The organism is Micromonospora sp. CB01531 (assembly GCF_001905095.1).
Lineage (GTDB): Bacteria > Actinomycetota > Actinomycetes > Mycobacteriales > Micromonosporaceae > Micromonospora.
In genome coordinates, this window is record NZ_LWLS01000063.1 from 115657 (window position 1) to 142160 (window position 26504).

Annotated in this window: 23 protein-coding genes; 16 read left to right on the forward strand and 7 right to left on the reverse strand. The window is 72.1% G+C overall.

The window, feature by feature from the left end:
• Positions 1–21: 21 nt before the first annotated feature.
• The 8 genes from A6A27_RS14960 to A6A27_RS14990 all read left to right on the forward strand — a co-directional run bounded on the left by A6A27_RS14960 (position 22) and on the right by A6A27_RS14990 (position 8925).
• Entirely contained in the window at positions 22–1308 is a 1287-nt protein-coding gene (locus A6A27_RS14960) for an erythromycin esterase family protein (RefSeq protein ID WP_073835201.1), read from the forward strand.
• Positions 1309–1403: 95 nt separating this feature from the next.
• The gene (locus tag A6A27_RS44235; RefSeq protein WP_158073986.1) at positions 1404–1562 is read left to right on the forward strand and encodes a hypothetical protein; all 159 of its coding nucleotides are present in this window, start codon (positions 1404–1406) and stop codon (positions 1560–1562) included.
• 89 nt (positions 1563–1651) lie between these two features.
• Positions 1652–2545, forward strand: a complete 894-nt coding sequence (locus A6A27_RS14965; RefSeq protein ID WP_073835237.1) for an alpha/beta fold hydrolase — start codon at positions 1652–1654, stop codon at positions 2543–2545.
• 9 nt (positions 2546–2554) lie between these two features.
• A complete protein-coding gene (locus A6A27_RS14970; RefSeq protein WP_073835202.1) occupies positions 2555–3337 on the forward strand; it encodes a polysaccharide deacetylase family protein in 783 nt (260 codons plus the stop codon).
• Positions 3338–3509: 172 nt separating this feature from the next.
• Positions 3510–4091, forward strand: coding sequence for a hypothetical protein (locus tag A6A27_RS14975; RefSeq protein WP_241825262.1), 582 nt, complete (start codon positions 3510–3512; stop codon positions 4089–4091).
• Positions 4092–4102: 11 nt separating this feature from the next.
• Positions 4103–4645, forward strand: a complete 543-nt coding sequence (locus tag A6A27_RS14980) for a hypothetical protein (RefSeq protein WP_073835204.1) — start codon at positions 4103–4105, stop codon at positions 4643–4645.
• Between the two features lie 8 nt (positions 4646–4653).
• Positions 4654–6114, forward strand: a complete 1461-nt coding sequence (locus tag A6A27_RS14985; RefSeq protein WP_073835205.1) for a hypothetical protein — start codon at positions 4654–4656, stop codon at positions 6112–6114.
• A gap of 48 nt (positions 6115–6162) precedes the next feature.
• Positions 6163–8925, forward strand: coding sequence for a helix-turn-helix transcriptional regulator (locus A6A27_RS14990; RefSeq protein WP_073835206.1), 2763 nt, complete (start codon positions 6163–6165; stop codon positions 8923–8925).
• 191 nt (positions 8926–9116) lie between these two features.
• On the opposite strand, the gene A6A27_RS14995 is transcribed toward A6A27_RS14990, so the two are convergent.
• Together A6A27_RS14995 and A6A27_RS15000 are read right to left on the reverse strand one after the other, a co-directional pair.
• Complete coding sequence (locus tag A6A27_RS14995) at positions 9117–9599, reverse strand: hypothetical protein (RefSeq protein ID WP_073835207.1); 483 nt, start codon at positions 9597–9599, stop codon at positions 9117–9119.
• Positions 9600–10005: 406 nt separating this feature from the next.
• Complete coding sequence (locus A6A27_RS15000) at positions 10006–10959, reverse strand: LysR family transcriptional regulator (protein ID WP_073835208.1); 954 nt, start codon at positions 10957–10959, stop codon at positions 10006–10008.
• Positions 10960–11039: 80 nt separating this feature from the next.
• Between A6A27_RS15000 and A6A27_RS15005 the strand changes: the two genes are divergently transcribed.
• The 3 genes from A6A27_RS15005 to A6A27_RS15015 are packed head-to-tail and all read left to right on the forward strand — an operon-like array spanning position 11040 to position 12785.
• The gene (locus tag A6A27_RS15005) at positions 11040–11891 is read left to right on the forward strand and encodes an NAD(P)-dependent oxidoreductase (RefSeq protein ID WP_073835238.1); all 852 of its coding nucleotides are present in this window, start codon (positions 11040–11042) and stop codon (positions 11889–11891) included.
• Complete coding sequence (locus tag A6A27_RS15010) at positions 11888–12295, forward strand: RidA family protein (protein ID WP_073835209.1); 408 nt, start codon at positions 11888–11890, stop codon at positions 12293–12295. Before A6A27_RS15005 ends, A6A27_RS15010 begins: the two co-directional genes overlap by 4 nt.
• Positions 12296–12350: 55 nt before the next feature.
• A complete protein-coding gene (locus A6A27_RS15015; protein ID WP_241825263.1) occupies positions 12351–12785 on the forward strand; it encodes a TIGR03668 family PPOX class F420-dependent oxidoreductase in 435 nt (144 codons plus the stop codon).
• A 27-nt stretch (positions 12786–12812) separates the two neighbouring features.
• On the opposite strand, the gene A6A27_RS15020 is transcribed toward A6A27_RS15015, so the two are convergent.
• Both A6A27_RS15020 and A6A27_RS15025 read right to left on the reverse strand, forming a co-directional pair.
• Positions 12813–13724, reverse strand: a complete 912-nt coding sequence (locus tag A6A27_RS15020) for a TIGR03619 family F420-dependent LLM class oxidoreductase (protein ID WP_073835211.1) — start codon at positions 13722–13724, stop codon at positions 12813–12815.
• 83 nt (positions 13725–13807) lie between these two features.
• Positions 13808–14290, reverse strand: coding sequence for a hypothetical protein (locus A6A27_RS15025; protein WP_241825264.1), 483 nt, complete (start codon positions 14288–14290; stop codon positions 13808–13810).
• 171 nt (positions 14291–14461) lie between these two features.
• On the opposite strand from A6A27_RS15025, the gene A6A27_RS15030 reads away from it, so the two are divergent.
• Complete coding sequence (locus tag A6A27_RS15030) at positions 14462–14800, forward strand: hypothetical protein (RefSeq protein WP_073835213.1); 339 nt, start codon at positions 14462–14464, stop codon at positions 14798–14800.
• 338 nt (positions 14801–15138) lie between these two features.
• A complete protein-coding gene (locus A6A27_RS15035) occupies positions 15139–16362 on the forward strand; it encodes a hypothetical protein (protein ID WP_143194003.1) in 1224 nt (407 codons plus the stop codon).
• 104 nt (positions 16363–16466) lie between these two features.
• On the opposite strand, the gene A6A27_RS15040 is transcribed toward A6A27_RS15035, so the two are convergent.
• Positions 16467–17396, reverse strand: a complete 930-nt coding sequence (locus A6A27_RS15040) for a LuxR C-terminal-related transcriptional regulator (RefSeq protein WP_083672617.1) — start codon at positions 17394–17396, stop codon at positions 16467–16469.
• A 347-nt stretch (positions 17397–17743) separates the two neighbouring features.
• Between A6A27_RS15040 and A6A27_RS15045 the strand changes: the two genes are divergently transcribed.
• Complete coding sequence (locus A6A27_RS15045; RefSeq protein WP_073835215.1) at positions 17744–21499, forward strand: S8 family serine peptidase; 3756 nt, start codon at positions 17744–17746, stop codon at positions 21497–21499.
• Between the two features lie 70 nt (positions 21500–21569).
• On the opposite strand, the gene A6A27_RS15050 is transcribed toward A6A27_RS15045, so the two are convergent.
• Positions 21570–22520, reverse strand: a complete 951-nt coding sequence (locus A6A27_RS15050; RefSeq protein WP_073835216.1) for a helix-turn-helix domain-containing protein — start codon at positions 22518–22520, stop codon at positions 21570–21572.
• Between the two features lie 189 nt (positions 22521–22709).
• Here A6A27_RS15050 and A6A27_RS15055 point away from each other — a divergent pair, with 189 nt between their 5' ends.
• A complete protein-coding gene (locus A6A27_RS15055; RefSeq protein ID WP_073835217.1) occupies positions 22710–24278 on the forward strand; it encodes an amidohydrolase in 1569 nt (522 codons plus the stop codon).
• Between the two features lie 157 nt (positions 24279–24435).
• Here the strand turns inward: A6A27_RS15055 and A6A27_RS15060 are convergent, their stop codons facing one another.
• Entirely contained in the window at positions 24436–24801 is a 366-nt protein-coding gene (locus A6A27_RS15060; RefSeq protein WP_143194004.1) for a hypothetical protein, read from the reverse strand.
• A gap of 708 nt (positions 24802–25509) precedes the next feature.
• Here A6A27_RS15060 and A6A27_RS15065 point away from each other — a divergent pair.
• Positions 25510–26487 carry an alpha/beta hydrolase gene (locus A6A27_RS15065; protein ID WP_073835219.1) on the forward strand — a complete coding sequence of 326 codons (978 nt, stop codon included), beginning with the start codon at positions 25510–25512 and terminating at the stop codon, positions 26485–26487.
• Positions 26488–26504 lie beyond the last annotated feature (17 nt).

Consider the following 26504-nt stretch of genomic DNA (forward strand, 5'->3'; position numbering starts at 1 on the left):
CGCAACGGGTACCGCCCGCCCATGGGACGCTACGACGACGAGGTCGTCGGCCTGGCGGCGCCGCTGGCCGACCCCGGAGACCTGGACGCACTGCTGGACCGGGTGGGCGACGCCCGCGTGGTGATGCTGGGCGAGGCGAGCCACGGCACGCACGACTTCTACACCTGGCGTGCGTGGATCACCCGCCGGCTGATCGAGGAGAAGGGCTTCTCGTTCGTCGCCGTCGAGGGCGACTGGCCCGACTGCGACCGGGTGGACCGCAGTGTTCGCTGCGGGCCCGACGCACCGGCGGACCCCCGGGATGCGCTGGCCACCTTCGAGCGCTGGCCGACGTGGATGTGGGCCAACGAGGAGATCGTCGACTTCACCCGCTGGCTGCGCACCCGCAACGAGCGGGTGGACGAGCCCGACCGCGCCGGGTTCCACGGGCTGGACGTGTACTCGCTGTGGGAGTCGCTGCGCGAGATCCTCGTCTACCTGCGCGAACACGACCCGGAGCAGGTGCCGGCGGCGCTGGCGGCGTACGGCTGCTTCCAGCCGTACGAGGAGGACGCGCAGCAGTACGCGCTGGCCACCCGCCTGGTGCCGACGAACTGCGAGAACGAGGTCGTCGACCTGCTCGTCGGGCTGCGCGAGCGGGCCGCCGCCGACGGCGCAAACCGCTTCGGCGCCTGGCAGAACGCGGAGGTCGTGGCCGGGGCGGAACGCTACTACCGGACCATGGCGCGCGGTGGGCGGGAGTCGTGGAACGTCCGCGACCGGCACATGGACGACACCCTCGACCGCCTCCTGCGGCACTACGGGCCGACGGCGAAGGGGGTCGTCTGGGCGCACAACACCCACGTCGGGGACGCCCGGGCGACCGACATGACCGACGCGGGCGAGGTCAACATCGGCCAGCTCGCCCGCGAACGGTACGGAGCCGACCAGGTGGTGCTGGTCGGTTTCGGCACCCACCACGGCACCGTGGTCGCGGGCGACGCCTGGGGTGCGCCGATGGAGGTGATGCCGGTGCCGCCGGGCCGCCGGCACTCGCTGGAGGAGGTCCTGCACGGTGCCGCGCCGGCGCAGGCCCTGTTCGTGTTCCCCGGCGACGAGCCGCTGGACCTGCTCACCGACGAACTCGACCACCGGGCGATCGGTGTCGTCTACCACCCGGAACGGGAGAGCTTCGGCAACTACGTCCCCACCGTGCTCGGCGACCGGTACGACGCGTTCTGCTGGATCGACGAGTCCCAGGCGGTCCGGCCGCTGCGCCTGCGGCCCACCGCTCTCACCGAGCCCGAGACGTACCCCTCGGGCGTCTGATCCCGCGCGGTCGACCGTTTGGGCCCAGGGGCTGCGGGAACGCAGATCTCTCCAACCGGAGTCGCTTCAGGCTCTTGAGCATACGGGAGGCTGACATGGCCGATCGCGAGAAGCTTCACGACCTGCGCCAACAGGCCCACAACGCCGGCATCGAGGGCAACTCCAAGATGACCGAGGGCCAGCTGCGGCAGGCGCTCAACAAGGTCAGCAAGGGCACCAATCCGCAGGAAGCCAAGCGGCAGGCCAAGGGCTGACACCAGCTCGTTCGCGGCGGCGCCGGGCAATGACGCCCGGCGCCGCCGTAGCGTCCGCACTGCTCCTGCCGCCAGGCGCGGAGGTCCTGATGTACGACGACGGTTTTGAGGAATTCGACCTCGCCACCAACGGCACGACGATCCACGGACGTCGCGGCGGCCAGGGGGAACCGGTCCTGCTCCTGCACGGCATCCCCGAGACCCACCTCATGTGGCGGCACGTGGCGCCGGCGCTCGCCGAGCGGTTCACGGTGGTCGCCACCGACCTGCGCGGGTACGGCGCCAGCGGCAAACCGCCGACCTGCCCGGACCACACGCCGTACAGCATGCGGGAGATCGCCCGCGACCAGGTCGAGGTCATGGCGAAGCTGGGATACGGCCGGTTCAGCGTGGTCGGCCATGACCGGGGCGCGCGGTGCGCGTACCGGATGGCGTTGGACCATCCGCGGACGGTCACCCGGCTCGCGGTGCTCGACGTCATCCCGACGGCGGACACATACCGGAACGTGGACCGGGAGTTCACCCGCGCCTTCTGGATCTGGTCCTTCCTGTCCGCCCCGGAACCAGTCCCCGAACGGCTGATTGCCCAGGCCCCCGACGTCATCGTCAACCACATGCTCGACGCGTGGTCCGACCGGCCGGAGGCCTTCCCGGCCGACGTCCGCGCCGCCTACGTCGACGCGTTCCGGCACCCCGACACCGTCCACGCCGTCTGCGAGGAGTACCGGGCGTCGATCACCCTCGACGTCGCGCACGACGAGGCCGACCGCGGCCGGCGGCGGATCAGCTGCCCGGTCCTCGCGCTGTGGAGCGGCACCGGGTTCCTCGCCGGCCGGTACGAGCCGCTGAAGGTCTGGCGGCAGTGGGCGGACGAGGTGCACGGTGGCCCGATGCCGGCGGGGCATTTCCTCGCCGAGGAAGCGCCTGCGGAGACCGCACGCCGCCTCCTCGATTTCCTCTCCATCACTCCGACGAAGGCTTAGCATCGCGGAGTGTCACCGGATCGTCGCGGCGCTCTGCGCGCCGCCGCCACTGCGGCCGCCGGACTTGTCGGACTGGCTGGCTGCAACCTGACGCGCCGACCGTCGGTCGCCCGGTCGGCCACGTCGGGGACCGGCACCACGCCGCCCACCTCCCCGCCCCCGCCGGCCGCAGGGGCCTCCGCTCCTCCCGCCCTACCGGCGGAGATCAGCAGCGGACCACGGGAACGGCCCAACGTGGCGCTGACCTTCCATGGCCAGGGGGAGCCGGCCCTCGCCCGCCAGTTGCTGGCCGAACTGGAGCGGGCCGACGCCCGGGTCACCGTCTTCGCGGTCGGTACGTGGTTGGCCGACCAGCCCGCGATGGCGCGGCGAGTCCTCGACGGCGGCCATGAGCTGGGCAACCATACCGAGAACCATGCCGACATCAGCCGGCTGCCCCCGGGCGAGGCGTTCGCTGAGATCAACCGGTGCGCCCAGCGGATCAAGCAGCTCACCGGCTCGATCGGCGTCTGGTTCCGCCCGTCGCAGACCCAGCACGCCAACGCCATGGTCCGCGCCCAGGCCAGCCGGGTGGGCTATCCGACGTGCGTGTCGTACGACGTCGACTCGCTCGACCACACCGACCCGGGTGCACCGCTGGTGGTACGGACCACGATGAGCCAGGTCCGGCCGGGTTCGATTGTCAGCCTGCACTTCGGCCACCGGGACACGCTGGCCGCCATCGGCCCGATCCTCGACGGGCTGCACCAGCGGGGTCTGCACGCCGTGTCGATGAAGAAGCTGCTGACCTGATGCCCGTCGTCGTGTGGCCTCGCCGCCTCCTGTGGCGACGGCGGTGGCCGCCGGCCGCACCGGGATGCGCTGGCCCTGGCGCCGGCGCGGGTAGCCGGCGCCAGGACCGATTGGTGACGGCGTAGGGAATCACCCGATTACCCGGCGTCCGCCGCGCCATAGCGTCGACCGCATGGCCCGTCACCTGTTCGCGTCGGTCCGCCCCGCGTGGCGTCCCGCCGCACCACGTTCCCGAGCCCGTGCCGCCCGAGGGCGGCGGCTGATGCCGCTGCTGCTGCTCGCCCTGCTCGTTCCCGCCGCCTGCGACAGCTCGGCCGACTCCTCCGCGTCGGGGGGCGCCGACGCCGGCTCGGGAGTCGACGCGGGATCGGACGACCTCGGCAAGCTCGCCGACTCGGTGCCGACGTGCCCCTTCACCGCCGACCGGGTGTCCGAACTGCTCGGCAAACCGATGAAGGACCAGGGCAACTGCGCGTTCGGCGACGGCAACGGCGTCGCCAGCCTCACCATCACCATGGCGTCCGAGTTCGCCGGTGCGACGACCTACGACTACCAGCACGAGCAGGCCGGCGAGCAGTACGACAAGGTGGTGGACCTCGGTGACCGGTCGTACCTCGCCGCCAAGGACATCGCGGGAGAGGCCGTCGTGGTCAGCCCCAAGGGCAGCTACACCATGATCATGAGCAGCTTCAGCATGGACGTCGCGACCTATGAGCAGAAGCTGCGTCAACTGCTCGACGCGCTGCCGGCGTGAGGGGGACCCAGATGCGTGGCAGGCACCTCGCGGTGCTCGGTGTGGCCGTGGTCGCGCTCCTGCTGTCCGCCGCTTGTAGCGGCTCGGACGACAAGCCCACCGCGGGCGGCAAGCCGGCCCGGACGGCCGCGGCGGAGCCGGCAACCGGGGAGACCAGCCCGGCGGCCGAGGAGAGCAGCCCGGCCTCCGCGCTGCCCGACGCCTGCACCCTGGTGTCCAAGGCGGACGCGGAGAAGCTGGCCGGCACGCCGGTGGACGACGCGGTGGCGGCCCGGGAGAGCTGCACCTACACCGCACCGGTCACCGGCCCGACGGCACAGGTCGAGGTGTACGTCGGTGACGGCGCGAAGAAGTACCTCGACATCGAGCGTGACCTCGGGCACGACGTGCGGCCACTGTCCGGGGTGGCGGACGAGGCCCACCTCACGTTGGAGGCGTTCTTCATCAGGAAGGCCGACGTGTGGGTGGCGGTCCGGCTGGTGCGGCTCAACGACCCGGAGGAGAACCGCAAGCCGCTGGAGGGCCTCGCCCGCGCCGTCGCCGGGCGGATGTGAGGTGGCCGATGCGACCCGGTCGCGGGCGGACTCTGCTCGCCGCCGCCGTCGCGGTCCTGATCGCGCTGACCGGCTGTGACAGTCTCCGGCCGGCGGTGCGGACCGACGCGACGGTCGGCGAGGCGGACCTGCGCTACGGGGACGCGCCGGCGCCCGCTTCCGGGGTCACGCTGCAACCTGACGTCGTCCTGGTGGGTGGGGGCGGCCGCTCGGTGCGTTCGGTCAGCGCCGACGGGCTGACCTGGCGCATCGACGCGGCCGCGAGGAACGCCCGGCAGCTCGAACCCGGCAAGGTCATGTTCATCACCGGCCGTGGCGTCGGCCGGGTGCTGGACATCGCCGAGGACGGCGGTGACCTGCTGGTGACCATCGGCCCGGTGGACATCACCGAGATCATCCGGGACGGCACCTTCGAGAAACAGGGTGTCCCCCTCGACGATCCGGTCACCTACCCCGCCGGCGAGCCGTCGTGGGCCGAGGACCAGCCGACGCCACCGAGCACCTTCGGCCGGAGCCGCCCGGTGCGGCGGCCGCCGCTGCTCGGGTCGTCCGACCCCCCGGTGCAACCACCCCCGCAGCGGGGCGGCCAGGTCGGCACGAGAACCCACGGCTACCAGGTCTACTCCAGCTGCTGTACCGACGGCGTGGGCGCCCATTTCGCCTACGACGACGGAGGGGTCCGGCTCGTCGGCACGGTCACGCTCACCTTCAAGCGACCGGACGCCGCCTTCCACCTCGCCATCGGCGCCGGAAAGGTGACGCGGGCGGAACTGGAGATCAGCGGTGGGTTCGGGATCAAGGTCGACTTCGAGGGCGGCATCCAGGACGGGCAGAACCACAAGAAGGTGTTCCCGATCCCGGTCGACATCTCCTTCCCCATCGGCCAGGTGATCGGGATTCCGCTCTCGTTCACGGTCAGCCAGACCCTCGAGGTCGCCACCGCGTTCGGCGCCAAGGCGGGCACGGTCAAGGGCTCGGGTGAATACTCCCTGGCCGGCAAGCTGGGCTTCGGCTACGTCAACGGCAGCGTCGGGCCGCGGGTCACCGAGCAGTTCCAGCGCCGCAAGAGTCTGCTCAACTCGCTTACCGGGGTACCGGTCGGGGTCATGGGCCTGGTCATCCGCCACGGCGTCCGGTTCACCGTCGGCCTCAGCGCCTTCCTGTTCACCGCCGGCGTCTACTTCGAGCTGACCACGTCGTACGGCGCGACGCTCGGCTCCGCCCTCGGCGCGCCGTACGCGCAGTGCCGAGGGGTGGGCATCGGAGTGAAGGCGGTCTTCGGCGTCGGTTACCGGATCCTCGAACCCGTGGTCAAGGTGATCAACAAGATCCTCAGCCTGTTGACACCGAGTAGGGCGCCGACGATCCCACCTGTCGCGGCGGCGAGCGGACCGCGCTGGAGCGCCGACGTCTACCGCAACGAGGAGGTCATCCCGAACGTGGCGGTGTGCGGACACGCGCTGAAGTGAGCGACCACCTCGCTCGGCGGGATGGCACGGCTGTGCCATCATCCCGCCATGGACGCCTCCCTCGTCGGCCGTGACGCGACCCTCGAGCAGACCTGGCGCACACTGGTGGGCGGGGCGCCGGCGCTCCTGGAAGGCCCCAGTGGCATCGGCAAGACCGCGCTGTGGCGGGCCGTCGTCGCCCGGGCCCAGCGGTCCGGCTGGGTCCTGCTGGCCAGCGCGCCGACCGAGGCCGAGGCCGTGTTGCCGTACGCGGCCCTGGCCGACGTGCTGCGGCCGCTGGCCGGCCGGGTGGCGGCCCTGCCCCCGCCACAGCGGATCGCCGCCGAGGTGGTGCTGCTGTCCGCCGACCACGACGAGGCGATCGACGAGCGGGCGGTGGGTGCGGCCACCCGTTCGTTGTTCGAGGCCGCGATGGGTGGCGAGGTGCCGGTGCTGCTCGCCATCGACGACGCGCCCTGGCTCGATCCGCCGAGCGAGCGGGCGTTGCGGTTCGCGCTGCGCCGCCTTGTCCGCTGGCCGGCCACCCTGCTCACCCGCCGTACCGACGAGGCCGGGCCGCGCGCCCTCCCGCTCGGGCTCGACGACGACCGGGCCGGCGACCGCCGGCTCACCCGGATCGGCGTGCCGCCCCTCGGCCCGGCGGCGCTGCACCGCATCGTCCAGGCGCGGCTCGGGGGCACGCTCAGCCGCCCGTTGCTCGCCCGGATCACCCGGGACGCCGGGGGCAACCCGCTGCTGGCCATCGAGCTGGCCCGGGCGGTGCTGCGGTTGCCCCGGCCACCGCGGCCGGGCGAGGACCTGCCGGTGCCGTCGTTGATGCGTCAACTGCTCGCGGACGCCCTGCGGGCACTGCCCCGGCCCAGCCGCGACGCGGTGCGCCTGGCCGCGCTGCTGAGCGTGCCCACCCTGCCGGACCTGCACGCGGCCGGGGTGCCGGTGGACGCGTTCGACGCGGCGGAGGAGGCCGGCCTGTTGAGCGTGACGCCGAGCCGGATCAGCTTCGCCCACCCGCTGTACGCCGCCGCGGTGCGCGAGAGCATCCCGTCCGGCGTCCGGCACCGGCTCAACGGTGTGCTGGCCGAGGCGGTGTCCGACCCGGACGAGCGGGCGCGGCAGCTCGCCCGGTGCGCGGTGGCGCCGGACGAGGCGCTCGCCGCCGAACTGGCCGCCGCGGCCGCACGCCAACGCTCCCGGGGCGCTCCCGCCGTCGCCGCCGAGTGGTACGACCGCGCCGCCGACCTCACGCCCCCGACGGCCGCCGCGGATCGGGACCGGCGGCGCCTGGACGCGGTGCAGTGCCGCATCGACAGCGGCGACTACGCCGCGGCCGGTGCGGCCGCGGACGCCGCCGCCGGACAGCTGGCCGGCGCGGCGCACGCGGAGGCGCTGCTGCTGCGCGCCATGGTCGCCTGGTGCGTCGACGACCTCACCGGCGCGGTGGCCCTCGCCCGGCGTGCGTTGGCCGCGGCCGAGGGGCATCGCGACCTGGCCGGGCGCATCCACACGCACCTGACCCTGTTCCAGGACGCCCCGGAGCCCGCCCGCCGGCACGCCGAGGCCGCCATCGCGCACCTGTCCGACCGGGCCGAGCACCGTCCGCTGCTCACCGCCGCGCTGTTCCTGCTGTTCTTCCACGAGGTACGCGCCGGGCGTCCGGCCCGGACCGAGGTGCTCGACCGGGCGCTGGTCCTGGAGGCCGGTGAACCGTCCTGGCTCGCCGGGTCGATTCCGGCGATCTGGTGGAAGGCCACGGACGACCATGAGCGGGCCCGGGCCCGGCTGCACCACATGCTGGGTCGGGCCGTGGCCCGTGGCGACGAACCGTGGCAGCACGAGATGCTCACCCACCTGGGCGAGGCCGAGCTGCTGGCCGGCCGGTTCGACACCGCCGGGGAGCACATCGCGGCGGCCCGCGAGCTGGGCGAGCAGCTCGGCACCGGCCTGGTCGGCGAGACCTGGCTGGCCGGGATGCTGGACGCCTACCGGGGCCGGCTCGCCGAGGCCGACGCGGTGGCCGAGGGCGGGCTGCGCCGGGCCGACGAGTTCGACGACGCGTGGTGCCGGCGGATCCACCTGCAGCTGGCCGGGTTCGTGGCACTCTCCGCCGGCCGGATGGCCGAGGCCGCCGCGGCGTACGGGGCACTCGTCGCGGAGTTGGACGGCTCGGGGATCGCCGAGCCGCTCGCGCAGCGCTTCGAGCCGGACTGGATCGAGGCGTGCGTCGGTGCCGGTGACCTGGAGACCGCACGCGCCGCGCTGGTCCGTCTCGCCGAGCGGCACGCCCGGCTGGGCCGCCCGTGGACCACCCTCGGCCTTGCCCGCAGCCGGGTGCTGGTGGACAGCGCCACCGGAGCCGACCCGGCCGAGGCGCTGGCCGCGCTCGTCGCAGCGCGGGCGAGCGTGCCGGTGGACGTGCTGCCGCTGGACCGGGCCCGCTGCCTGCTGGTCGCCGGCCGGGCACACCGCCGGGCCCGCCGCCGCCGGGAGGCCCGCGAGGCCCTCGACGCGGCGGCTGCCGAGTTCACCGCCCTGGGCGCGGTCGCCTTCGCCGAGCGGGCCCAGCTGGAGCTGGCCAGGATCGGCCGGCGTGCGCCGGCACCGACCGTGCTGACGGCCACGGAGGAACGGGTGGCCCGGCTCGCCGCCCAGGGCCGCACCAACCGGGCCATCGCCGACTCGCTGTTCATCAGCCCGAAGACCGTCGAGGCCAACCTCGCCCGGGTGTACCGGAAGCTCTGCATCTCCAGCCGCGCCGAGCTCGGCGCGGCCATGGGCAGGCCGGCGCCACCGCCGGAGTCCATCTCCAGCTGACCGGAGCGGCCGCGGGACCGACACCGCCGGAACTATGTCCGGTTTTCGCCGTTGGTGGCGTGTTTGTCGGATAAGCTTGCGGGCATGATCGAGGTGGTGCCGTCAACGGCCGGCGCAGGACGGAGCGGGATGCCGGGTGGACCGGTGAGCACGCGCGAGATCGACCGCGGGTCGTGGCGCGCGCCGCGCCCTCACCGTCCAGCCCGATGCTGCCGCACCAGCCCGGAGAGTGGCCGCGCCGCCCGTCCGTCCGCACCGCGCAACGCCACGTCGACAAAGGCGCCCACGCCGACCTGCGCGGCGTGCGACAGGCAGGCGACCACCAGCAGCCGGTGCATGACGTGCCGGGGCTCATCCGGCACGGCCGGATCCAGCGGGTGGCGACCGGGCAGGAGTGCGGCCAGCAGCGGCCTGTCCACCTCCGGGAACCAGATGTCGACGCGGTCGATCTGCAGCGCCACCAGCGGCCACAGGTCACCCGCACCCGGGGCGAACTCCTCGGCCAGCAGCTCGGCGGTGCCCGTGAGGGTCCGGCACACCCAGGTTCCGGGCAGCCGGATCAGCCGGTCGGCCGCCGCGGCGAAGGCCTCGCGATCCATCCGGTTGGCCGCGTGGACGCCAGCCACGACGGCGTTCCACAGCTCCTGCTCCGCCGGGGTTGGCGGCTTCCACATCACCCTCTCCTCTCAGATACCGGGCCGGCAGGGCGAGGTGAGGGAGATTCTCGGTGCCGCGTCGCTGTCGCCACCGCCTCCACCCCTTGCTGGGGTGGCCGGCACGGGCCCGTAGGAGGGCGAGACCCGTGCCGGCCGCGGTGATCACCCAAAATCACCGTCTGTCGCCGCTGCGGGCCGGATAGGTTCCGGCCCGCAGCGGCGGTGGTCGTACCGCGCCGGACGGCACACCTGCCGCCGCAGAACCGCCCGGCTGGTACCACCCCGTGCCGGTGCCGCCGATCGGCTCTGCCCGCGTGCCTGCACCGGGCTTCCGGGGCAGGTTCGGCTGGGTCGAGTATATGGCACTTGAAGAAGTTACGAGCATTTTGCGAATATAAGCCGGGGAGTTGTTCTTATGCCCGAGTTACCCCTCAGCGGGATGGTGATCATCGGGTTGACCCGCCGGCAGCCGGCCGCCAGCCAGCCCCAGCCCGGCCGCCGCTGTGTCGAGGTGGTCGAGGAACCGACGCACCGCCGGCGGACGACTACGCCCGGCGACGGTGGCGGCGAACACCCGCCGGACTGAGGCGTCGTCGGGATGCAGCCGGAGCAGTGCCAGGTCGGGCGGGGCGGCCCGGACCGCCAGGGCGGGGATCAGCGCGACGCCCAGTCCGGCCGCGACGCAGCCCAGCTTGCCGGTCCAGTCAGCGGCAACGATGTCGATCCGCGGCCGGAAGTCGGCCGGCAGGGTGGCGCGGAGCAGCGTCTTCTCGGCGTCCGCCGAACCGGCGATGAACGCGTCGTCGGCGAGGTCGCGCAGCCGCACGGTGCGCCGGTGGGCGAGCCGATGCGTGCGGGGCACCGCCACCAGCAGCACCTCGTCGACCAGATGGTGCAGGTCGAACCGCTCGTCGTCGAGGGGCTGATCGGCGGCGGCGCTCAGCACGGCCACGTCGGCGTCGCCGGCGAGCAGGCCCGCCAACAGACCCGGCGTCAGCCCCTCGACCAGGGAGAGCGCGACCCCCGGATGGGCGGACCGAAACGACGCCAGGGCGCGCGGCACGAGCGCGGCGACGGCCGTGGGGAACGCCCCGACCCGCAGCCGGCCGGCGGTCAGGTCGCGCAGCGCGGCGAGGTCGCGGCGGGCGGCGGCAAGCCGGTCGAGCACCGCCTCGGCGTGACCGAGCAGGCAGCGGCCCTGCTCGGTCAGGGCGACACCGCGCGGCAGCCGGTCGAACAGGGTGGCTCCGGTCTCGGCTTCCAGGGCGGCGATCTGCCGGGACACCGCCGACTGGGTGTAGCGCAGAGTCCGGGCCGCAGCCGTGATGGACCCGTGCTCGACGACGGCGCGGAAGACCTCAAGCGCGTGGGGCTGCATTCCGCCATGTTCTCTCAGCATGGCTGGCATGTTCAACATTCGCTGGTGGCATGGCCGGCCGCCGCCTAACGTTCCGGATCATGGAAGCCATCGCACTGCTGGGCGCGGGCACGATGGGCAGCGCGCTCGGTCGCCGGCTGCTCGCCACCGGGCACCGGCTCACCGTCTGGAACCGCACCCCCGGCCGGACGCGGCCACTGGTCGAGGCCGGTGCGCGGACCGCCGCCAACCCGGCCGAGGCCGTCCGGGACGCCGACGTGGTCATCACCATGCTCACGGACGCGGCCGCCGTGCGGGAGTCGCTGTTCGGCGCCGACGCGGCGGCCCGCGCCCTACGTCCCGGGACCCACCTCGTGGAGATGTCCACGATCGGCCCGTACGCCCTTCGTGAGTTGGCCGGACAGTTGCCGCCCGGCGTACGTCTCGTGGACGCACCGGTCGCCGGCAGCGCCGCAGCCGCGGAGGCCGGCCGGCTCGTGGTCCTGGCCGGCGGCGCCGAGGCGGCCGTCGACCGCGTCGCTCCGGTGCTGGCGGCCCTCGGCACGGTCCGCCGGTGCGGAGGCCCCGGCCGCGGCGCGGCCATGAAGCTGGTGCTCAACACCGCCCTGGTCACCGCGGTCGCGTCGGTGGCCGACGCCCTAGCCGTCGCCGACGCCGTCGGCGTGGACCGCCGTACGGCGTGCGAAGCGCTCGCCGGCGGACCGCTCGGCGGCGCGGTCGCCCGGGTGACCACCACCGAGGCCGCGTTCGCCATCGCGCTGGCCGCCAAGGACGCCCGGCTCGCCCTCGACGCGCTCGGCGACGCGCCGGCGCCGGTCCTGCGGGCCGCCGCATCGGTGCTGGCGGCCGCGCCCCGGCCGGACGCCGACATCGCCACCCTCACCGACGTCCACCCCGTGGACGTCACCAACCCCGACAAGGAGCAACCGTGACCGTGATCCTGGACAACCCCGCGACCGTTCCCGCGCCGTACGGCGATCGCTTCGCCCACGTCGCCCGCTTCGACCTGCCGGGCGGTGCACTGCTCGTGCTCTCCGGTCAGGTCGGCGTGGACGACGCCGGTGCCGTGGTGGCGCCCGGCGACGTACGCGCCCAGAGCGAACGGATCTTCGAGCTGATCGGCGGTCTGCTGGCCGCGCACGGCGCGACGTTCGCCGATGTCATGCATGTCCGCACGTTCATGACCGACCTCGACGACCTGGCCGGCTACGGGGCGGTCCGCAGCCGGTACTTCGCGGGCGCCAAGCCGGCCAGCACCACCGTGGAGGTGAACCGGTTGTTCCTGGACGGCGCGGTGCTGGAGGTCGAGGTGACCGCCGCGGTGACCAGGAACTGACCGGGTCATGGCTGATGGCCCCCTCCCCCGGCCAGGGCTCGGCTATGGTCGGGCTGTGCCCGCCCACGACCTGCGGCAGCGGGTCGCCTCGGCCCGGGTCGCCCGGCTGACCACCGTCGGCGCCGACGGCGGCCCGCACCTGGTGCCGGTGTGCTTCGTCCTGCTCGGCGACGCGGTCTACCACGCGGTGGACCGCAAACCCAAGCGCCACCGCCGGCTGCGGCGCCTCGAGAACATCCAGGCGACAGGGAGGGCCTGCCTGCTCGTCGACGAGTACGCCGAGGACTGGTCGACGCTGTGGTGGGTGCGCCTGGACGGGCACGGCCGGGTGGTCGCGGACCCGGCGGAGGAGGCCGCCGCCCGCGCGGCGTTGCGCGACAAGTACCCCCAGTACGTGGCCCGGCCGCCGGACGGGCCGGTGGTCGCGGTCACGGTGACCCGGTGGTCGGCGTGGTCGGCCGCCGAGGGAACGGCGGACCCGGCGGCGTGAACCGAGCCGGGACGCCGCCGGGCCGGGTCACCGACCGGGGGCGAGGGCGTCGAGCACCTCGTCGGCGCGGCGCAACGACGCGTACGGGTCCGCCCGTGGTGAGCCGATCTCCGGGTCGAAATTGAGGTCGACGAACAGTTCGGTGATGCCGGCACCGGCGAGTAGGCCCAGGTCCGACCGGATCTGGTCGAGCGTGCCGGTGAGCGGCTCACGGTCGGGCAGGCTGGCCGCGCGCACCCGAACGGCACCTCGGCAGACGAAGCGCAGCGCCTCCGGGTCCCGGCCCGCGCCGGTCGCGGCGGCCTTCACCGTCGCGACCGCCTCGCCGATGCCCTTCAGGTCGGCCTGGCTGCCACTGACCCAGCCGTCGGCGAGCCGGCCCGCCCGGTCCAGCGCGGCGGGCGCGTGCCCGCCGAGCAGGATCGGCGGGTGCGGTCGCTGCACCGGCTTCGGCTGCATCCGCGTCGGCGGGACCTGGTAGAACACGCCGTCGTGCGCCGCGACCTCGTCCTGCCAGAGGGTACGGAGCACGGCGAGGAACTCCTCGGCCCGCCGGCCCCGTTGATGCCGGCTCGCGCCGGTGGCCTGATATTCCTCGTCCGCCCAGCCGAGACCGAGTCCGACGTCGAGTCGCCCCCCGGCGAGGATGTCGAGGGTCGCGGTCTGCTTGGCCAGCACCACCGGTGACAGGAACGGCATGTTGAGCACCGCCACACCGAGCCGGATCCGGCCGGTGTGGGCGGCGAGGAACGCCAGCGTGGTCAGCGGATCCTGGACGCTGTGATAGGTCTCGCTCCAGCCGAGGTCGGCGGGTACCAGCAGGCGCTGGAACGTCCAGAGCGAGTGGTAGCCGAGTTGTTCGGCCCGGCGGACGACGTGGATCATGTGCTCCGGCGTGGCCCACGACCCGGCGACGGGCACGGCGAATCCGATCTCCACCCCGGCACCGTACCCAGATCCGCCGCAGTGCGGCGCGACAACCGGTCCGACGACGACCGTACGGCCGGGGTGCCGGCCCGCGACTAATTCTCTGAGAAGACGAGGTCCATCGTGTCGGTACGCCCGGACCAGCGGAGGTCGAGGTGCCAGCAGCCGGCCCGCGGCACGTCGATGATCGACGGGCCGGGACCGCCGGTGACCTCGTGGGTCACCCGGGTGTCGGTGCCGTCCAGCGTTGCCGTGATCACCAGGGTTTCCGGCGACCTCGTGTCGGACGGCGTCGGGGCGGGCCGGGCGACCCAGAGGATCTTGTTGTTGTGCCCGTCAGCCGGTTGCTGCGACAGCGGGTAGCCGAAGAGCACCCCGAGAATCTCGCCCTTCGCGCCGAAGACATGCGGCGGTCCCGAACCGCCGCCGCTGAACCCCTCGTCCGCCCAGTCGGGCAGGGGTCCCATCTCGATCGGGGAGGTGCAACCGCCGGCCACGCGCGGCGAGGCCGTGCTGGCCGGCGCGGCCGACCGCTCCGTGGTGGTACACCCCGCCAGCAGGAGCACCGACCCCAACACCAGCCTGCTCCATGAGCCCATCACACACCCCCGGACGATCCCGCTTGCCGATGGCCCGATTCCCTCAGCCACTTCAAGGACACCGGCAGGGGCCCGCGGGTTCCGGCGAACGGCACCTGTAGCTACTCGGCGAGCCGTTGGCTGCCGCCAGGGGATCTGCGACCATGAACCATGGCTTCCCGATGGCAAAGCGGGGCCGATCTGCTGGCCGGCGCCGCGGCCTTGATCGCGGTGCTGATGCTCGGCCTCTACCTCGAAGTGATGCGCCAGCAGAGCGACCAGCCGCTCGCCTGGGTGGTCACCGCGCTGGCGCTGGCCGCGGTTCTCGCCGGCTACGGGGCGTTCTACGCAGCGCCCCGGCGGGGCTGGGCGCTGGCGGCTTCAGGTGTCCTGCTGGCGGCGCTGGGGCTGCTCGCCATCCTGTCGATCGGTCTGCCCATCCTCGTCGCAGGCGGGCTGGCCCTGGTCGCCGCCGTCCGGAGCCGGCGTCGCCACTCCCCCGCCCGCTGATTCCCTCTCGCATCGGCTGTCGAGGTGGCGCCTGCCTCGACCGGGTAATCAGCAAAGGCGCCCAGCCGGACTTGGTTGCCGTTGTCGTCCTGCCGCCAGAGCTCCCACACCGCCACGCGACCGCCGTAGTTGCCTGTCGCGCACACGGCTCCCCTGCCGGCGGCCCCGGTCGCCGTGCGTCCACACTTCGTGCTCTACCGCCAGTGCCGTCTGATCTCGGTCATGGCGACTTCCCGCCACCGTCGAACCCTGTCGCTTCGTCGAGCGGAGCCGATGCTGGCTGGACCGGAACCGTCCGCGATGCGGACGGTGGTTGGACGACAACCCAGGGAGCGTACATGAGGAAGAGCGCCCTTTGGCTGGTCACCGCAGTCTCCAGTATGGCCCTCATCGAGGGGCCCGGACTGCCGGCCGCCGCAGCGGACCCAGCCCTCGCGACGACCGCGTCGCAGACCTACACCTACGACCTCGCCACCGGCACCACAAGCGACCCGGTGGCCCAGGCGAAGATCGACAAGATCACCGCACAACTACCTGCGGACTGGCGTGCCCGGCTCGCTGCCGTGCGGGCCGAGTCCGGCATCGAGCCCTCCGGCCTGCAGAACGCCATCGCCGCAGCCATCGATCCCGACGACTACGTGTGTAGCGACACCGCGTTCAGCGCCTGGGTGGACGAAATCGTCGGTGGCATTGACTTCGGCACCCTGTTCGTCCTGCTCATCTTCGGGGTCCTCGACTACCCGACCTACGACGCGGTGCTGTACGGCTCGTCGGCGAACCAGGCCGACTACGGCCTGCCCGCGCAGTACCAGAACTCGATGTCGGTGGCCTTCCGCGCCGCGAAGAAGTTCTGGGACGTGCCGCTCGACGATGTCGACTTCCTCGCCATGCAGAACGACATGCTGCAGGATCCGGAGCGAGTCGCCCGAATGGTCACGCTCTTCTGGGGTCTGAGCCCTGAGGAGGCCCTCAGCATCGCCGAGCAGCTCATCGGGATCATCAACTCCGCTCCGGGCCTCGCCGGCGGAAACAGCCCGCTCTTCACCCTCAACGCGTTCGCGTTCAGCGCCGTGGACGAGACCGAGCCGCCCTTCGCCAACCTGCCCGACAAGATGGTCTTCGGCGAGGGCATGTTCACTGCGCTTGAGGTGTTGGGCATCAGCGACGCCGGCCCGCGTGCGGTGCTCGGTCACGAGATGGCCCACCACGTCCAGTACGAAGCCGGTCTGTTCGACAGCCCGCTCACCGGTCCGGAGGCCACGCGTCGCACCGAGCTGATGGCCGACGCCTTCGGCACCTACTTCGTCACCCACGCGCGCGGGCTGGCCCTGAACACCCGCCGGGTCCTGGAGGCGGAGCGGGCCTTCTACGAGGTCGGGGACTGCTCGTTCACCTCGGGCGGCCACCATGGCACCCCGAACCAGCGACTCAGGGCCTCAACCTGGGGTGCGGACCTCGCCAGCGCTGCGCAGAAGCAGGGTCACATTCTGCCTACGCTCACCATCGATCTGAAGTTCGAGGAGCAGTTGCCGGTGTTCGTCGCGCCGGACGCGAACGGGTGAGCTTGCGCTCCTGAGCAGGCGGGCCGTCCGCGCTACGGGCGGCCCGCCGTGCCCTGCGCCGCCGATGCTGTTCGGCTTCGCCAGCTTGCGATCGCGGCTCCCGTTCAGAGCCAGCCGCGTCGCGCTGCCTGCACACCCAGCTGAAACCGGCTGCGGGCGCCGAGTGACTTCTGCAGGGCGGCGATCCTCCTGGTGACGGTACGCTCGCTCACGCCCAACTCCCGCGCGACCGACTCATCGGTAAGGCCCGCACCGAGCAAGGTGAGGAGATGCCGGTTCGACTCGCTGGGGCCGGCATCGAGCGCGCCGTCCGCGGGAATGGCCGAGATCGGCACGCCAAGTGCCCAGAACGACTCGAAGACGCCGATCAGGGCGTCGAGGAAACCGCCGCCGAGTATCACCAGCCCGTGCAGACGCTCGGCACCGGGCATGGGTGCGGTGAGGACCGCCCTTCGGTTGTCGGCGATGGTGAGATTGCAGGGGACGTTCGGGAAGACTCTCGCGGACTCTCCCACCAGGATCGCCTGTTGGACGAGCGCCATCGCCGTGGGCTGCCGAAGGATGTCCGCGCTGTAGACCACGCGGTACGTGACACCCCGACTCATCGCCTCGAAGGACCCCGGCGCCTGCGCCAGCTGGGGTGGGTCGTTGCCGACGGGCCCGACCGAGAGTGCCATGACCTCGCCGCGCACCTCACGGTGCAACTTCTCCTGCGCCGCGTACGTGCTGTCCGTGGTGGTGAGCACCTCCAGGTAGACGGGCAGGGGTGACTGCTCCGCCCACAGCCGCCCCAGCACCTCGGAGCTCTCGCGGGCCGCTGCGGCGGTACGCAGATGCTGTTCGGCGAGGACCTCGAGGGTGAACCGTGGCGGCAGCGGGACGCACCTGTCCCCGTTGAGCTCCACGAGGCCGAAGCCGACCAGCTCGTCGAGCGCGGCATCGACGGCAACCACATCGGTCTCGAGCCGTGCGGCGAGCTCCTCGCGGTGTCGAGGACTTCCCTGCACCAGGGCGAGGTAGGCGCGTTCGGCCACTTCAGACAATCCGAGATCACGCAGTGCACCCACCACAGCTGTCTATCACGGATCTTGGGCCGGGCTGTTCAGCCTTTTCGGGCTGCGGCAGGTCCGATTGGTGATACGGGCGCGTCCGGCATGCGCGTCATCTCTCGGCGATCCGCACCCGGAGCCGGCGTGGCGCCGGTTCGTGGCCGGCTGGACGGGTTCGCCGCCCGCCCCTCGATCCCAATCGAGGCATTGCTGGCGACGACCCGACATGTCAGGTGCTCGCCAGGTGCAGCCATAGCGCGCCGCCCCTGGTCTTCACGAAGCTTTGCTCCACCGGTACAGACCCCTGGTACCGGCAGAAGGAGGCCAGATCAATGCCAATAAAGAGACCGACGTTGGTCGGCGCCGCGCTCGCCGCCACCCTTGTCGTGGGCGGCGGCACCAGCGCGTACGGCCAGCCGCCGGCGCCCGTAGCCGGGGTCACCGGCGTACCGGCGTCGGCAGCACCCGCCAAGCACGTCACCCTCGTCACCGGTGACGTGGTCACGGTGACCAACGTGGATGGCAAGCCGGCGGTCACGGTGAACCCGCACAGCCCGGACAGCCTCTTCCGCAGCTACTCGGTCGGCACCGACGTGTACGTGGTGCCGCTGGCGGTTCAGCCGTTCCTCGCGTCCGGCCAGGTGGACCAACGGTTGTTCAACGTCACCGGTCTGATCGCGCAGGGCTACGACGACGCGAACAGCGCGACGATCCCCCTGATCGTGCGATACCCCAAGCAGGCGGCGGCCAGCAGGGCGGTAGCGCCCGCCACCCCGGCCGGCAGCCGTGTGACGCGGAACCTGCCCAGTGTGCGGGGTGCCGCCGTCACCGCCGACAAGAAGCAGGCCGCCACGTTCTGGGAGGCCGTCGATGACGACACCGCCAAGGGTCGCACCCCCAAGGCGAAGCTCTCCGGTGGCATCGAGCGCATCTGGCTAGACGGGAAGGTGCATGCCCTGCTCGACGCGAGCGTGCCGCAGATCGGCGCGCCCGACGCCTGGGCTGCCGGGTACGACGGCACGGGCGTGAAGGTCGCCGTGCTGGACACCGGAGTGGATCCGAACCACCCCGACCTCGTCGGGCAGATCGCCGACACCCGAAGCTTCGTGCCGGGCCAGACCGTTCAGGACGGGCACGGGCACGGCACCCACGTCGCCGCCACGATCGCCGGCACGGGCGCGGCGTCCGGCGGCAAGTACCGCGGTGTCGCGCCCGGCGCCAAGCTCCTGGTGGGCAAGGTGCTGTCCAACGAAGGCAGCGGCGGCGAGTCGGAGATCATCGCCGGGATGGACTGGGCGGCCCACTCGGGCGCGAAGGTCGTGTCGATGAGCCTGGGCGGCACGGCCCAGGACGGGTCCGACCCGATGGCCGAGGCGGTGAACCAGCTGACGGCCGAGACCGGCGCCCTGTTCACCATCGCTGCCGGCAACTCCGGGCCGGACGCGACCACGGTCGGCTCGCCCGGCATCGCCGCGGCGGCCCTGACCGTCGGCGCAGTGGACGACACCGATGCGGTCACCTACTTCTCCAGCCGTGGCCCGTTGGCCGACGGACGTCTCAAGCCGGAGATCACCGCGCCGGGCTGGCAGATCGTCGCGGCCCGGGCGGCTGGCACCAGCATGGGCACGCCGGTGGACGACCACTACACCTCCGCCAGCGGCACCTCCATGGCTACGCCGCACGTGGCCGGCGCCGCCGCGATCCTGGCCCAGCGGCACCCTGACTGGACTCCGGAGCGGTTGAAGAACCAGCTGGTCAGCACGGCGAAGACCACGCCGGACACGTCGGTGTACGCCCAGGGAGCCGGCCGGACCGACGTGAGCCGCGCGGTACGGCAGCCGGTTTCCGGGCCGGGCGTCGTCGACTTCGGCAACCAGGAGTGGGACTCGACCGGCCAGGTCGTCAAGCCGATCACCTACGTCAACGACGGCGACCAGGCGGTCACCCTCGCGCTGACGGTGAAGGCCGCCGGCGGCGACCTGCCGGCGGGGGCGCTGGCGCTGGGCGCCGACACGGTGACCGTGCCCGCCCACGGCACCGCCGACGTGAACGTGACGCTCGACCCCGGCACGGCGGCGTCCGGAGCGTACGGCGCCCACGTCACCGCCGCCTCCGCCGACGGCGGGACGGTCGTGGCCACGGCGGTCGCATTCGTCAAGGATGTCGAGCGCTTCAATCTCAGCGTCAAGCTGGTGGACCTGGACGGCAAGGCGCCGGCCTCGACCTACAGCGCGGTGTGGGTCTTCGATCTCAACACGGCTCGGCCCGCCGATGTGTACTTCATCCTCGGCGGCGAGGGTACCGTGGACCTGCGGCTGCCGCGCGGCCAGTACGCCTTCGCGTCGGCGACGTACCGCTTCACCCCCGACTACAGCCAGGTACGGGATTACGTCTACGGCGCGGAATCGGGGGTTCACCTCGATTCCGACCGAACCATCACCTTCGACGGACGCAAGGCCGACCTGGTCGCCGTCGAGACGCCCAAGCCGAGCCAGCCCAAGCGAACCCTCATGGGGCTGACGCTGCTGAAGGACGACCGGTCGCTCAACTACGGGCTTCAGGACGGTGTTGCCGGCTACACGAGGATGCATGCCATCCCGTCACAGCTCAAGAAGGAGAACCTGGCGCACCGGCTGAGCTGGTCGCTGACCGCGCCGGAGCTGGCGGCGCAGATCGTCAGTCCCGGAGCCTTCCCGATCGCACCGGAGTACGTCGACGGCTGGATCGGCTCGGCGCGCCTCGACGGCACGCACGTGCTGCACGTCGTGAACGCCGGCATCGGACGGCCGCAGGACTATGCGGGCAGGGCGGCGAAGGGCAAGCTGGCTCTGGTGCGGCGCAGCGACGACCTGAATTCCGGAGCGCAGATCACCAATGCGGCGGCAGCCGGCGCCAGCGCGATCATCATCTACAACGACGCGCCCGACCGCTGGGGCATCAGCAGCTACGCGCGGACGGCAACCCCGATCCCGGCCATGACTCTCGCGGGTGACCAGGGTGCGCGGCTGGCCGACCGGGCCGCCCGCGGAGACGTGATGATCCAGCTCAAGGGAACCGCGGTCAGCCCTTACACCTACGAGGTGCTCAAGTACCAGGAGGGCATCCTGCCCGACCAGAGCTACCAGGTCAGCGCCAGCGAGCTGGCCACCGTGGATGCCGCCTTCCACGCCTCGACGCCCAACACCGAAGGCGGGTACGGCAGGTTCCTCATCGGGCCGCAGCAGAACTTCCTGGTCATGACCTTTGCCCGGATGACCCTGCCCCGGTCCGTCACGGAGTACGTCACCGCCGGCGCGCCGACGCTGGAGCTCATGTCGCCGACCCCGGTGTGGGAGGCGCTGCCCGCGTACCAGCAGACCAGCCTGACCGTGCTGAAGCCGGGCCAGCGGGCGACCCGGACCTGGAACAAGGCGGTGGTCCGGTCGGCGATCACGGCCAACCATCCCGGCGGTGCCGTCCGGGACCGCAATGTCGGGGTGGTGCTCCCGGTGGGGCTCCTCGACGAGGCGACCGGCCAGCTGTTCGGGTACCGCCACAACGCCGACAAGGAACTGACCACCGTGTACCGCGACGGCAAGGCGCTGGGGTCGGCGCCCTCCGCGCAGGTGGCCTTCCCGATGACGCCCGAACGGGCTCAGTACCGGGTGGTGACGGACGTACAGCGGAACCAGCCCGCGTGGACGACCTCCACCAAGCTCAACACCGCCTGGACGTTCCACTCCGCGTACGACGGCGACCACGAACAGACGACGGGGCTGCCGGTGATCTCGATCGACTACGGCCTGAACGTCGACCTGAACAACAGTGTGCAGGCCCAGTCGGCGGTCGACGTCCACCTCGGCTTCCGCTACCCCCAGGGCGTGGACGGGCTGCGGATCGCCGAGACGAAGATGTGGCTCTCCTACGACGACGGCGCCACCTGGCAGCAGGCGGCGGTCACCGCCACCGGCGACACCGCCGCCACGGGCACCATCAAGAACCCGGCACTGCGCGACACCAACGGTTTCGTCACCCTGCGGGTACAGGCCACCGACGCTGACGGCAACGCCGTCGAGCAGACCGTGACCCGCGCCTACCAACTGCGATAACCCCACCCGCACCTCGAGGATCGCCCCCCGCCCGCGTCGCGGACGGGGGGCGACCCGCTCCGCACGACCGTCAGGAAGGAATCAGTCCCGACCGGGCGGCGTACCACGCCAGTTGCATCCGGCTGTCGGTCCCGGCCAGCTTCATCAGCCGTTGGATCCGGCGCTGCACCGTACGTTCGCTCGTCCCGAGCCGGCTGGCCACCGTCTTGTCCGGCATGCCGGAGAGCAGGTAGGTCAGCAACGCGACGTCAACGTCGTCCCAGGCCGGCATCCCCTCGGTGACACCCGCGGCGGTGGGCCGCAACGGCGTGGCGGTCTGCCAGACGCGCTCAAAGAGCGCCACCAGCAGGCGCACCAGCGCCTGCCCCCGGACCAGGAGGAACCCGGGGTGGATGCTGGTCTGGTCGGGCAGCATCGGCAACAGCACCGCCGCGCGGTCCACGATGATCATCTTGCTGGGCAGTTCGGCGGCGATCCTGATCTCGTAGCCGTGCTTGAGGAACCTGCTGATCTCGTCAGGAGTCCGCGGATCGTCGAGGGCGGCACGCTCGTACACGTAGCGGTAGCTCGGCACCTCGACAGAGACGTCGAGCTCGCCGTCCAGCACGTAGGGCGGCCGAAAGAACGCCAACACCTCCCGTTGGGCGCCCCGCTCCATGTTGTCGATCCAAGTCGCGAGCTGTTCCGGAGTGGTGAGCGCCTCCACCTCGCCGACAGCAGCGGCCGCCCCCGTCTGGTACACCTCCACCAGTTGGGCCAGCCTTCCCTGGACCTGCTGCAGCGCGGTCTGCCGTTGCACGATCAGGGCGCCGAGCCCGACGTCCGGCGGTACGACCGTGTGCAGTTCGCCGTCGTCGCGGGTCACCAGGCCGAGCGCGACCAGCCGCGCCAGCACAGACGCCGCAGCCGGTGCCGGCAGCCCGAGCGCCTCCGTCACCTCGACAGGCGTCGCCCGGCGTCGCCGCAGCAGCTCGACGTAGACGGCCTCATCCTGCTCGCCGATACCCAGCTCGTGCAGCATTCGTCACCCGTTCCAACCCCTCGTTGCGGCACTGCCCGGGGACACTATGCCGCACACCAACGGCTGGGGGCAGCAGCGGGAAAGCGTCATCCCCACTGGTCGGGAACCGGCTCGACACATAGCGCTTCCATCTTCTCTCCTCCGTTCCTACAGTGGTGGATCACCGCCCCTCGAGACCGTGAGAGTCACATGAGCATCCGCGTGTATCGCAACGCCGCCATCCACACGGGAGACCGCGCCAACCCCTTGGCCGAGGCCATGGCCGTGGACCGCGGTCGCCTGCTGGCCGTCGGCCGGGAGGCGGAGGTGCGGGCGGCCGCGGGCCACGGGGTGGAGCTGATCGATCTGGAGGGCGCCGCGGTGCTGCCCGGGCTCTACGACGCCCACATCCACACCGCGCAGTACGCGCAGAGCCTGGGTGCCGTGGACCTGCGCGAGGTGCGCTCCCTGGACGACGCTCTCGCCATGGTGGCCGCGCACGCATCGCGGCTGCGACCGGGAGCCTGGCTGTTCGGCGGACGCTGGAACAGCAACACCTGGGATCCGCCGGCGCAGCCGGACCGGTACGCGTTGGACTCGGTCTGTCCCGTACTGCCGGTCGCGTTGCCCAACGCGGACGGCCACACGGTATGGGCCAACTCTGCGGCCCTGCGGCTGGCCGGCATCGACGCGAGCACGCCCGACCCGGTGGGCGGCGAGATCGTCAGGGACGCGAGCGGAGAGCCAACCGGCATCCTGCGCGAGGCGGCCTCGTACCCGCTGCGCGACCTGATGGTCTCCCCCGACCTGCGTGACCTGCTGCACGCCGCGCAGGACGAGCTGCTCGCGCTCGGCCTGACCAGCGTGCACGACATCGACGGTGAGGACTGCCGGACCGCCTACCTGGCGATGCGCGACGCCGGCGAGCTGAAGCTACGCGTCCACAAGGCGATCCCGATGGTCCACCTGGAGGCGGCCATTGCCGAGGGCCGCCGCACCGGGCAGGGCGACGACTGGTTCCGCACCGGGCCCGTGAAGATCTTCGGCGACGGCGCGCTCGGCTCGCACACCTGCCACATGAGCAGGTCCTTCGCCGGCGAGCAGGGCAACGTGGGCATCGCGGTCACCCCGTACGAGGAGCTGGTCAGGCTGTTCGCCAGGGCCGCGGGAGCTGGCATCGCGGTGGCCACGCACGCCATCGGCGACCAGGCCAACCGCCTGGTCATCGACGCCTACGAGGCCGTCGGCGGTACGCCAGGGCTGCGGCACCGCATCGAGCACGCGCAGCACCTGCGGCCCGCCGACCTGGCCAGGATGGCCAGGCTGGGCATCGTCGCATCAATGCAGCCGGTGCACTGCACCAGCGACATCGATCTGGTCGACTCCCTGCTGGCCGGCCACGAGCTGGCCTCCTACGCGTGGCGTGGGATGCTGGACGCCGGCGTCGCCCTGGCCTTCGGTTCCGACGCCCCGGTCGAGCACCCCAACCCGTTCGCCGCGCTGTACTCCGCGGTGACCCGTGCCCGCCACGACGGAACTCCGGCCGGTGGCTGGCAGCCTGAGCAGCGGCTGAGCATGGCCGAGGCCGTCACCGCCCACACCCTGGGCGCGGCCCACGCCGCCGGCGAGGCGGACCGCAAGGGCGTCCTCGCGCCCGGCAAGCTCGCCGACTTCATCGCCGTGGACACCGACCCCTACCAGGAGTCGCCGGACGCGGTGCTCCGCACCAAGGTCATGACGACCGTCGTCAGCGGCGAGATCCGCTGGCAGCAAACCTGAGGGGCACCCGCGTTGCACGCCCGAACCGTCGCCGCCGAACAGCCGGATGCAAGGGCAGGCCGCACGCCCGCACACAAGAGCCGACCGCAGCGCCGACCGCATCCCCCCGGCATGCGACACCGGGCCTGGCCGCGTCGAGGCAGGTCCCGACTCCGGTCTACCGTTCCTGCTCGGATTCTGACTGGGCCACTCGGCGAGCGACCCGCCACAGGAACACCGCCAGCAGTAGCATCCACACGATGAACAGGCCGACACCGAAAAGGGAAGAGTTGCCTTCGACGGTCCGGCCGAGCACGCTGAAGATCGCGCCCAGGGCGAACACCCCAGCCGCGACGAGCCCGCCGACGCCGAGCCACTTCGGCAGCAGCCCGGTGCGAAGTGCGCTGAGGGAAGCCGTGGCGGTGAGCGCGGTGATGCTCCACACGATCGGGGTGCGTCCTTGTAGCTGGTTGAGTGCCAGCACTGCTGACAGGTCGCCCGCGTCGGCCGCGCCGACGAGGGCGGTCTCGGCGGCCTGGGACACGAACCCGAGCGTGACGAGCACCGTGCCGCTGATCGCGATCGCGTGGCAAGCGTGTCCTGACCAGCGCTACGTATGACCGCGGCCAAGGCCGCGACGAACGCGATCGCCGCCAGCAACGCCACGCCGACAGCGACCTCGCTGGCCACCAGTGCCGACCGGTGCGCCACGTTGAACGCGGCGACGGCGGCGGGAGTGTCCCCGTCGGGGCCGAGCCCTTGCAGCAGCCGATGGACCACGTAGAACACGTCGAAGCCGAGCGCCCCGAGGGCTGCCGTACGCAGCGCGCGAGGACCGGTGACACCGATAGCAATGCCGGACGAGGAAGCGAATACGATGGACATGCCTGCGATGCTGTCGCAATCGGGCGGCCGGGATCGTCCGCCGGCGGGAGACAGTCGCTCGCGCGGCTACTGCGGCGGCATACTCCGCTGAGCGTATCCACCCACGGTGACCAGGCCGGTCTCGTAGGCGAAGATGGACAGCTGGGCTCGCTCGGTCACGTACCCCCGTTTTGACCATGGCCCGAACGACGTCGTTCCGGAGCACAGGGTGGTGGGCAAAGGACGCCACCACCACGACGGCGGCACGGACGAGACACCGCCCGACGCTCGCTACTTCGGGCGGAGTAGGCGGCAGTAGTACCGGCATGCGGCGGTTGCCTACCGCGGGCGGACGATGCCGTGTGCCCGCGTCGCAACGATCGGTGGCATGCCAGAAACGCCGCTGTCCCCAACCGTCGCCGATGCCGTCCTGACCCCCGCAGCGGAGCACCTGCCGTTGCGCCGGGGCCCCCTGCTGGTCACGTCGCTGCTGGCCGTGACGGCCGGTGCCCTGATCTACCTCGCTCCGCTGGCCGCAGTGTGGCGCACCGCGTGGCCGTACGCTCTGCTGTTTGCCGCGCTGGGCATAGCGCAGTTCGGTACGGTTGCCCGCGTGCTGGCCCGCCCGGCGTCGCGTCGGGTGGTGTTGGCTGCCGGCGCGGCGCTGGCCGTACTCGTCGTGTGGTTCCTGACCCGCCGCACGCCGGTCCTGCCTGGTCCCTCGCCGTGGATACCGGCGGACTCGGTGATCGGGTTCGTCGACTACCTCTGCGCGGGGCTGGAGGTCATCGGCGTTGCGGGATTCGGCATCGTGTGGGTACGGCGCGCGGTGGCCCTCTCCGGCGCCGATGCGCAGGCTCGGCGCCGGCCCCGGCTGCGCCGGGTGGCGGGGGCGGTCGCTGTCACGCCGGTGACGCTGGTCGTGCTCCTGGCCGCGTTCGTGGGGTTCAGCGGGGCCAGCGACGGGTTGGCGGGAGCGGGGTTCCCCGGCGACACCGTGCCTCCACGCCATTTGCCCGCCGGCAAGCGCAGCACAGTGGAGTACTGCCGGATCGACGGGGTCCCGCTGGCCATGGATATCTACACCCCACCGGCCGGTGCTGCGACGCCCGGCCGGGGTGCCCCGGTGGCGATGTACATCCACGGCGGTGGCCTGGTACTCGGCGACCGGAAACTCTCCGGGCTGGGCGCGTCACTGTCCAGCCATCAGGCGGCGCTGTTCACGCCGCTGCGGGAACGGCTGAACGCCAACGGTTACCTCGTCGCCTCGATCGACTACCGGCTGACCCCCGCCGCCCCGTGGCCCGCCCCGCTCGATGATGCCAAATGTGCGGTCCGGTTCCTCCGGGCCCAGTGGCGTCCCTGATAGTGGTGTAACGCGGT

What these genes read in the sequence shown, in the direction of transcription:
- A6A27_RS14960 (WP_073835201.1), top strand. Translation starts at nt 22, where the DNA reads ATGGGACGCTACGACGACGAGGTCGTCGGCCTGGCGGCGCCGCTGGCC.
- A6A27_RS14995 (WP_073835207.1), bottom strand. Translation starts at nt 9,599, where the DNA reads ATGTGGAAGCCGCCAACCCCGGCGGAGCAGGAGCTGTGGAACGCCGTC.
- A6A27_RS14965 (WP_073835237.1), top strand. Translation starts at nt 1,652, where the DNA reads ATGTACGACGACGGTTTTGAGGAATTCGACCTCGCCACCAACGGCACG.
- A6A27_RS44235 (WP_158073986.1), top strand. Translation starts at nt 1,404, where the DNA reads ATGGCCGATCGCGAGAAGCTTCACGACCTGCGCCAACAGGCCCACAAC.
- A6A27_RS14985 (WP_073835205.1), top strand. Translation starts at nt 4,654, where the DNA reads ATGCGACCCGGTCGCGGGCGGACTCTGCTCGCCGCCGCCGTCGCGGTC.
- A6A27_RS15005 (WP_073835238.1), top strand. Translation starts at nt 11,040, where the DNA reads ATGGAAGCCATCGCACTGCTGGGCGCGGGCACGATGGGCAGCGCGCTC.
- A6A27_RS14990 (WP_073835206.1), top strand. Translation starts at nt 6,163, where the DNA reads ATGGACGCCTCCCTCGTCGGCCGTGACGCGACCCTCGAGCAGACCTGG.
- A6A27_RS15000 (WP_073835208.1), bottom strand. Translation starts at nt 10,959, where the DNA reads ATGCAGCCCCACGCGCTTGAGGTCTTCCGCGCCGTCGTCGAGCACGGG.
- A6A27_RS15045 (WP_073835215.1), top strand. Translation starts at nt 17,744, where the DNA reads ATGCCAATAAAGAGACCGACGTTGGTCGGCGCCGCGCTCGCCGCCACC.
- A6A27_RS14975 (WP_241825262.1), top strand. Translation starts at nt 3,510, where the DNA reads ATGGCCCGTCACCTGTTCGCGTCGGTCCGCCCCGCGTGGCGTCCCGCC.
- A6A27_RS15065 (WP_073835219.1), top strand. Translation starts at nt 25,510, where the DNA reads ATGCCAGAAACGCCGCTGTCCCCAACCGTCGCCGATGCCGTCCTGACC.
- A6A27_RS15050 (WP_073835216.1), bottom strand. Translation starts at nt 22,520, where the DNA reads ATGCTGCACGAGCTGGGTATCGGCGAGCAGGATGAGGCCGTCTACGTC.
- A6A27_RS15030 (WP_073835213.1), top strand. Translation starts at nt 14,462, where the DNA reads ATGGCTTCCCGATGGCAAAGCGGGGCCGATCTGCTGGCCGGCGCCGCG.
- A6A27_RS14980 (WP_073835204.1), top strand. Translation starts at nt 4,103, where the DNA reads ATGCGTGGCAGGCACCTCGCGGTGCTCGGTGTGGCCGTGGTCGCGCTC.
- A6A27_RS15035 (WP_143194003.1), top strand. Translation starts at nt 15,139, where the DNA reads ATGAGGAAGAGCGCCCTTTGGCTGGTCACCGCAGTCTCCAGTATGGCC.
- A6A27_RS15055 (WP_073835217.1), top strand. Translation starts at nt 22,710, where the DNA reads ATGAGCATCCGCGTGTATCGCAACGCCGCCATCCACACGGGAGACCGC.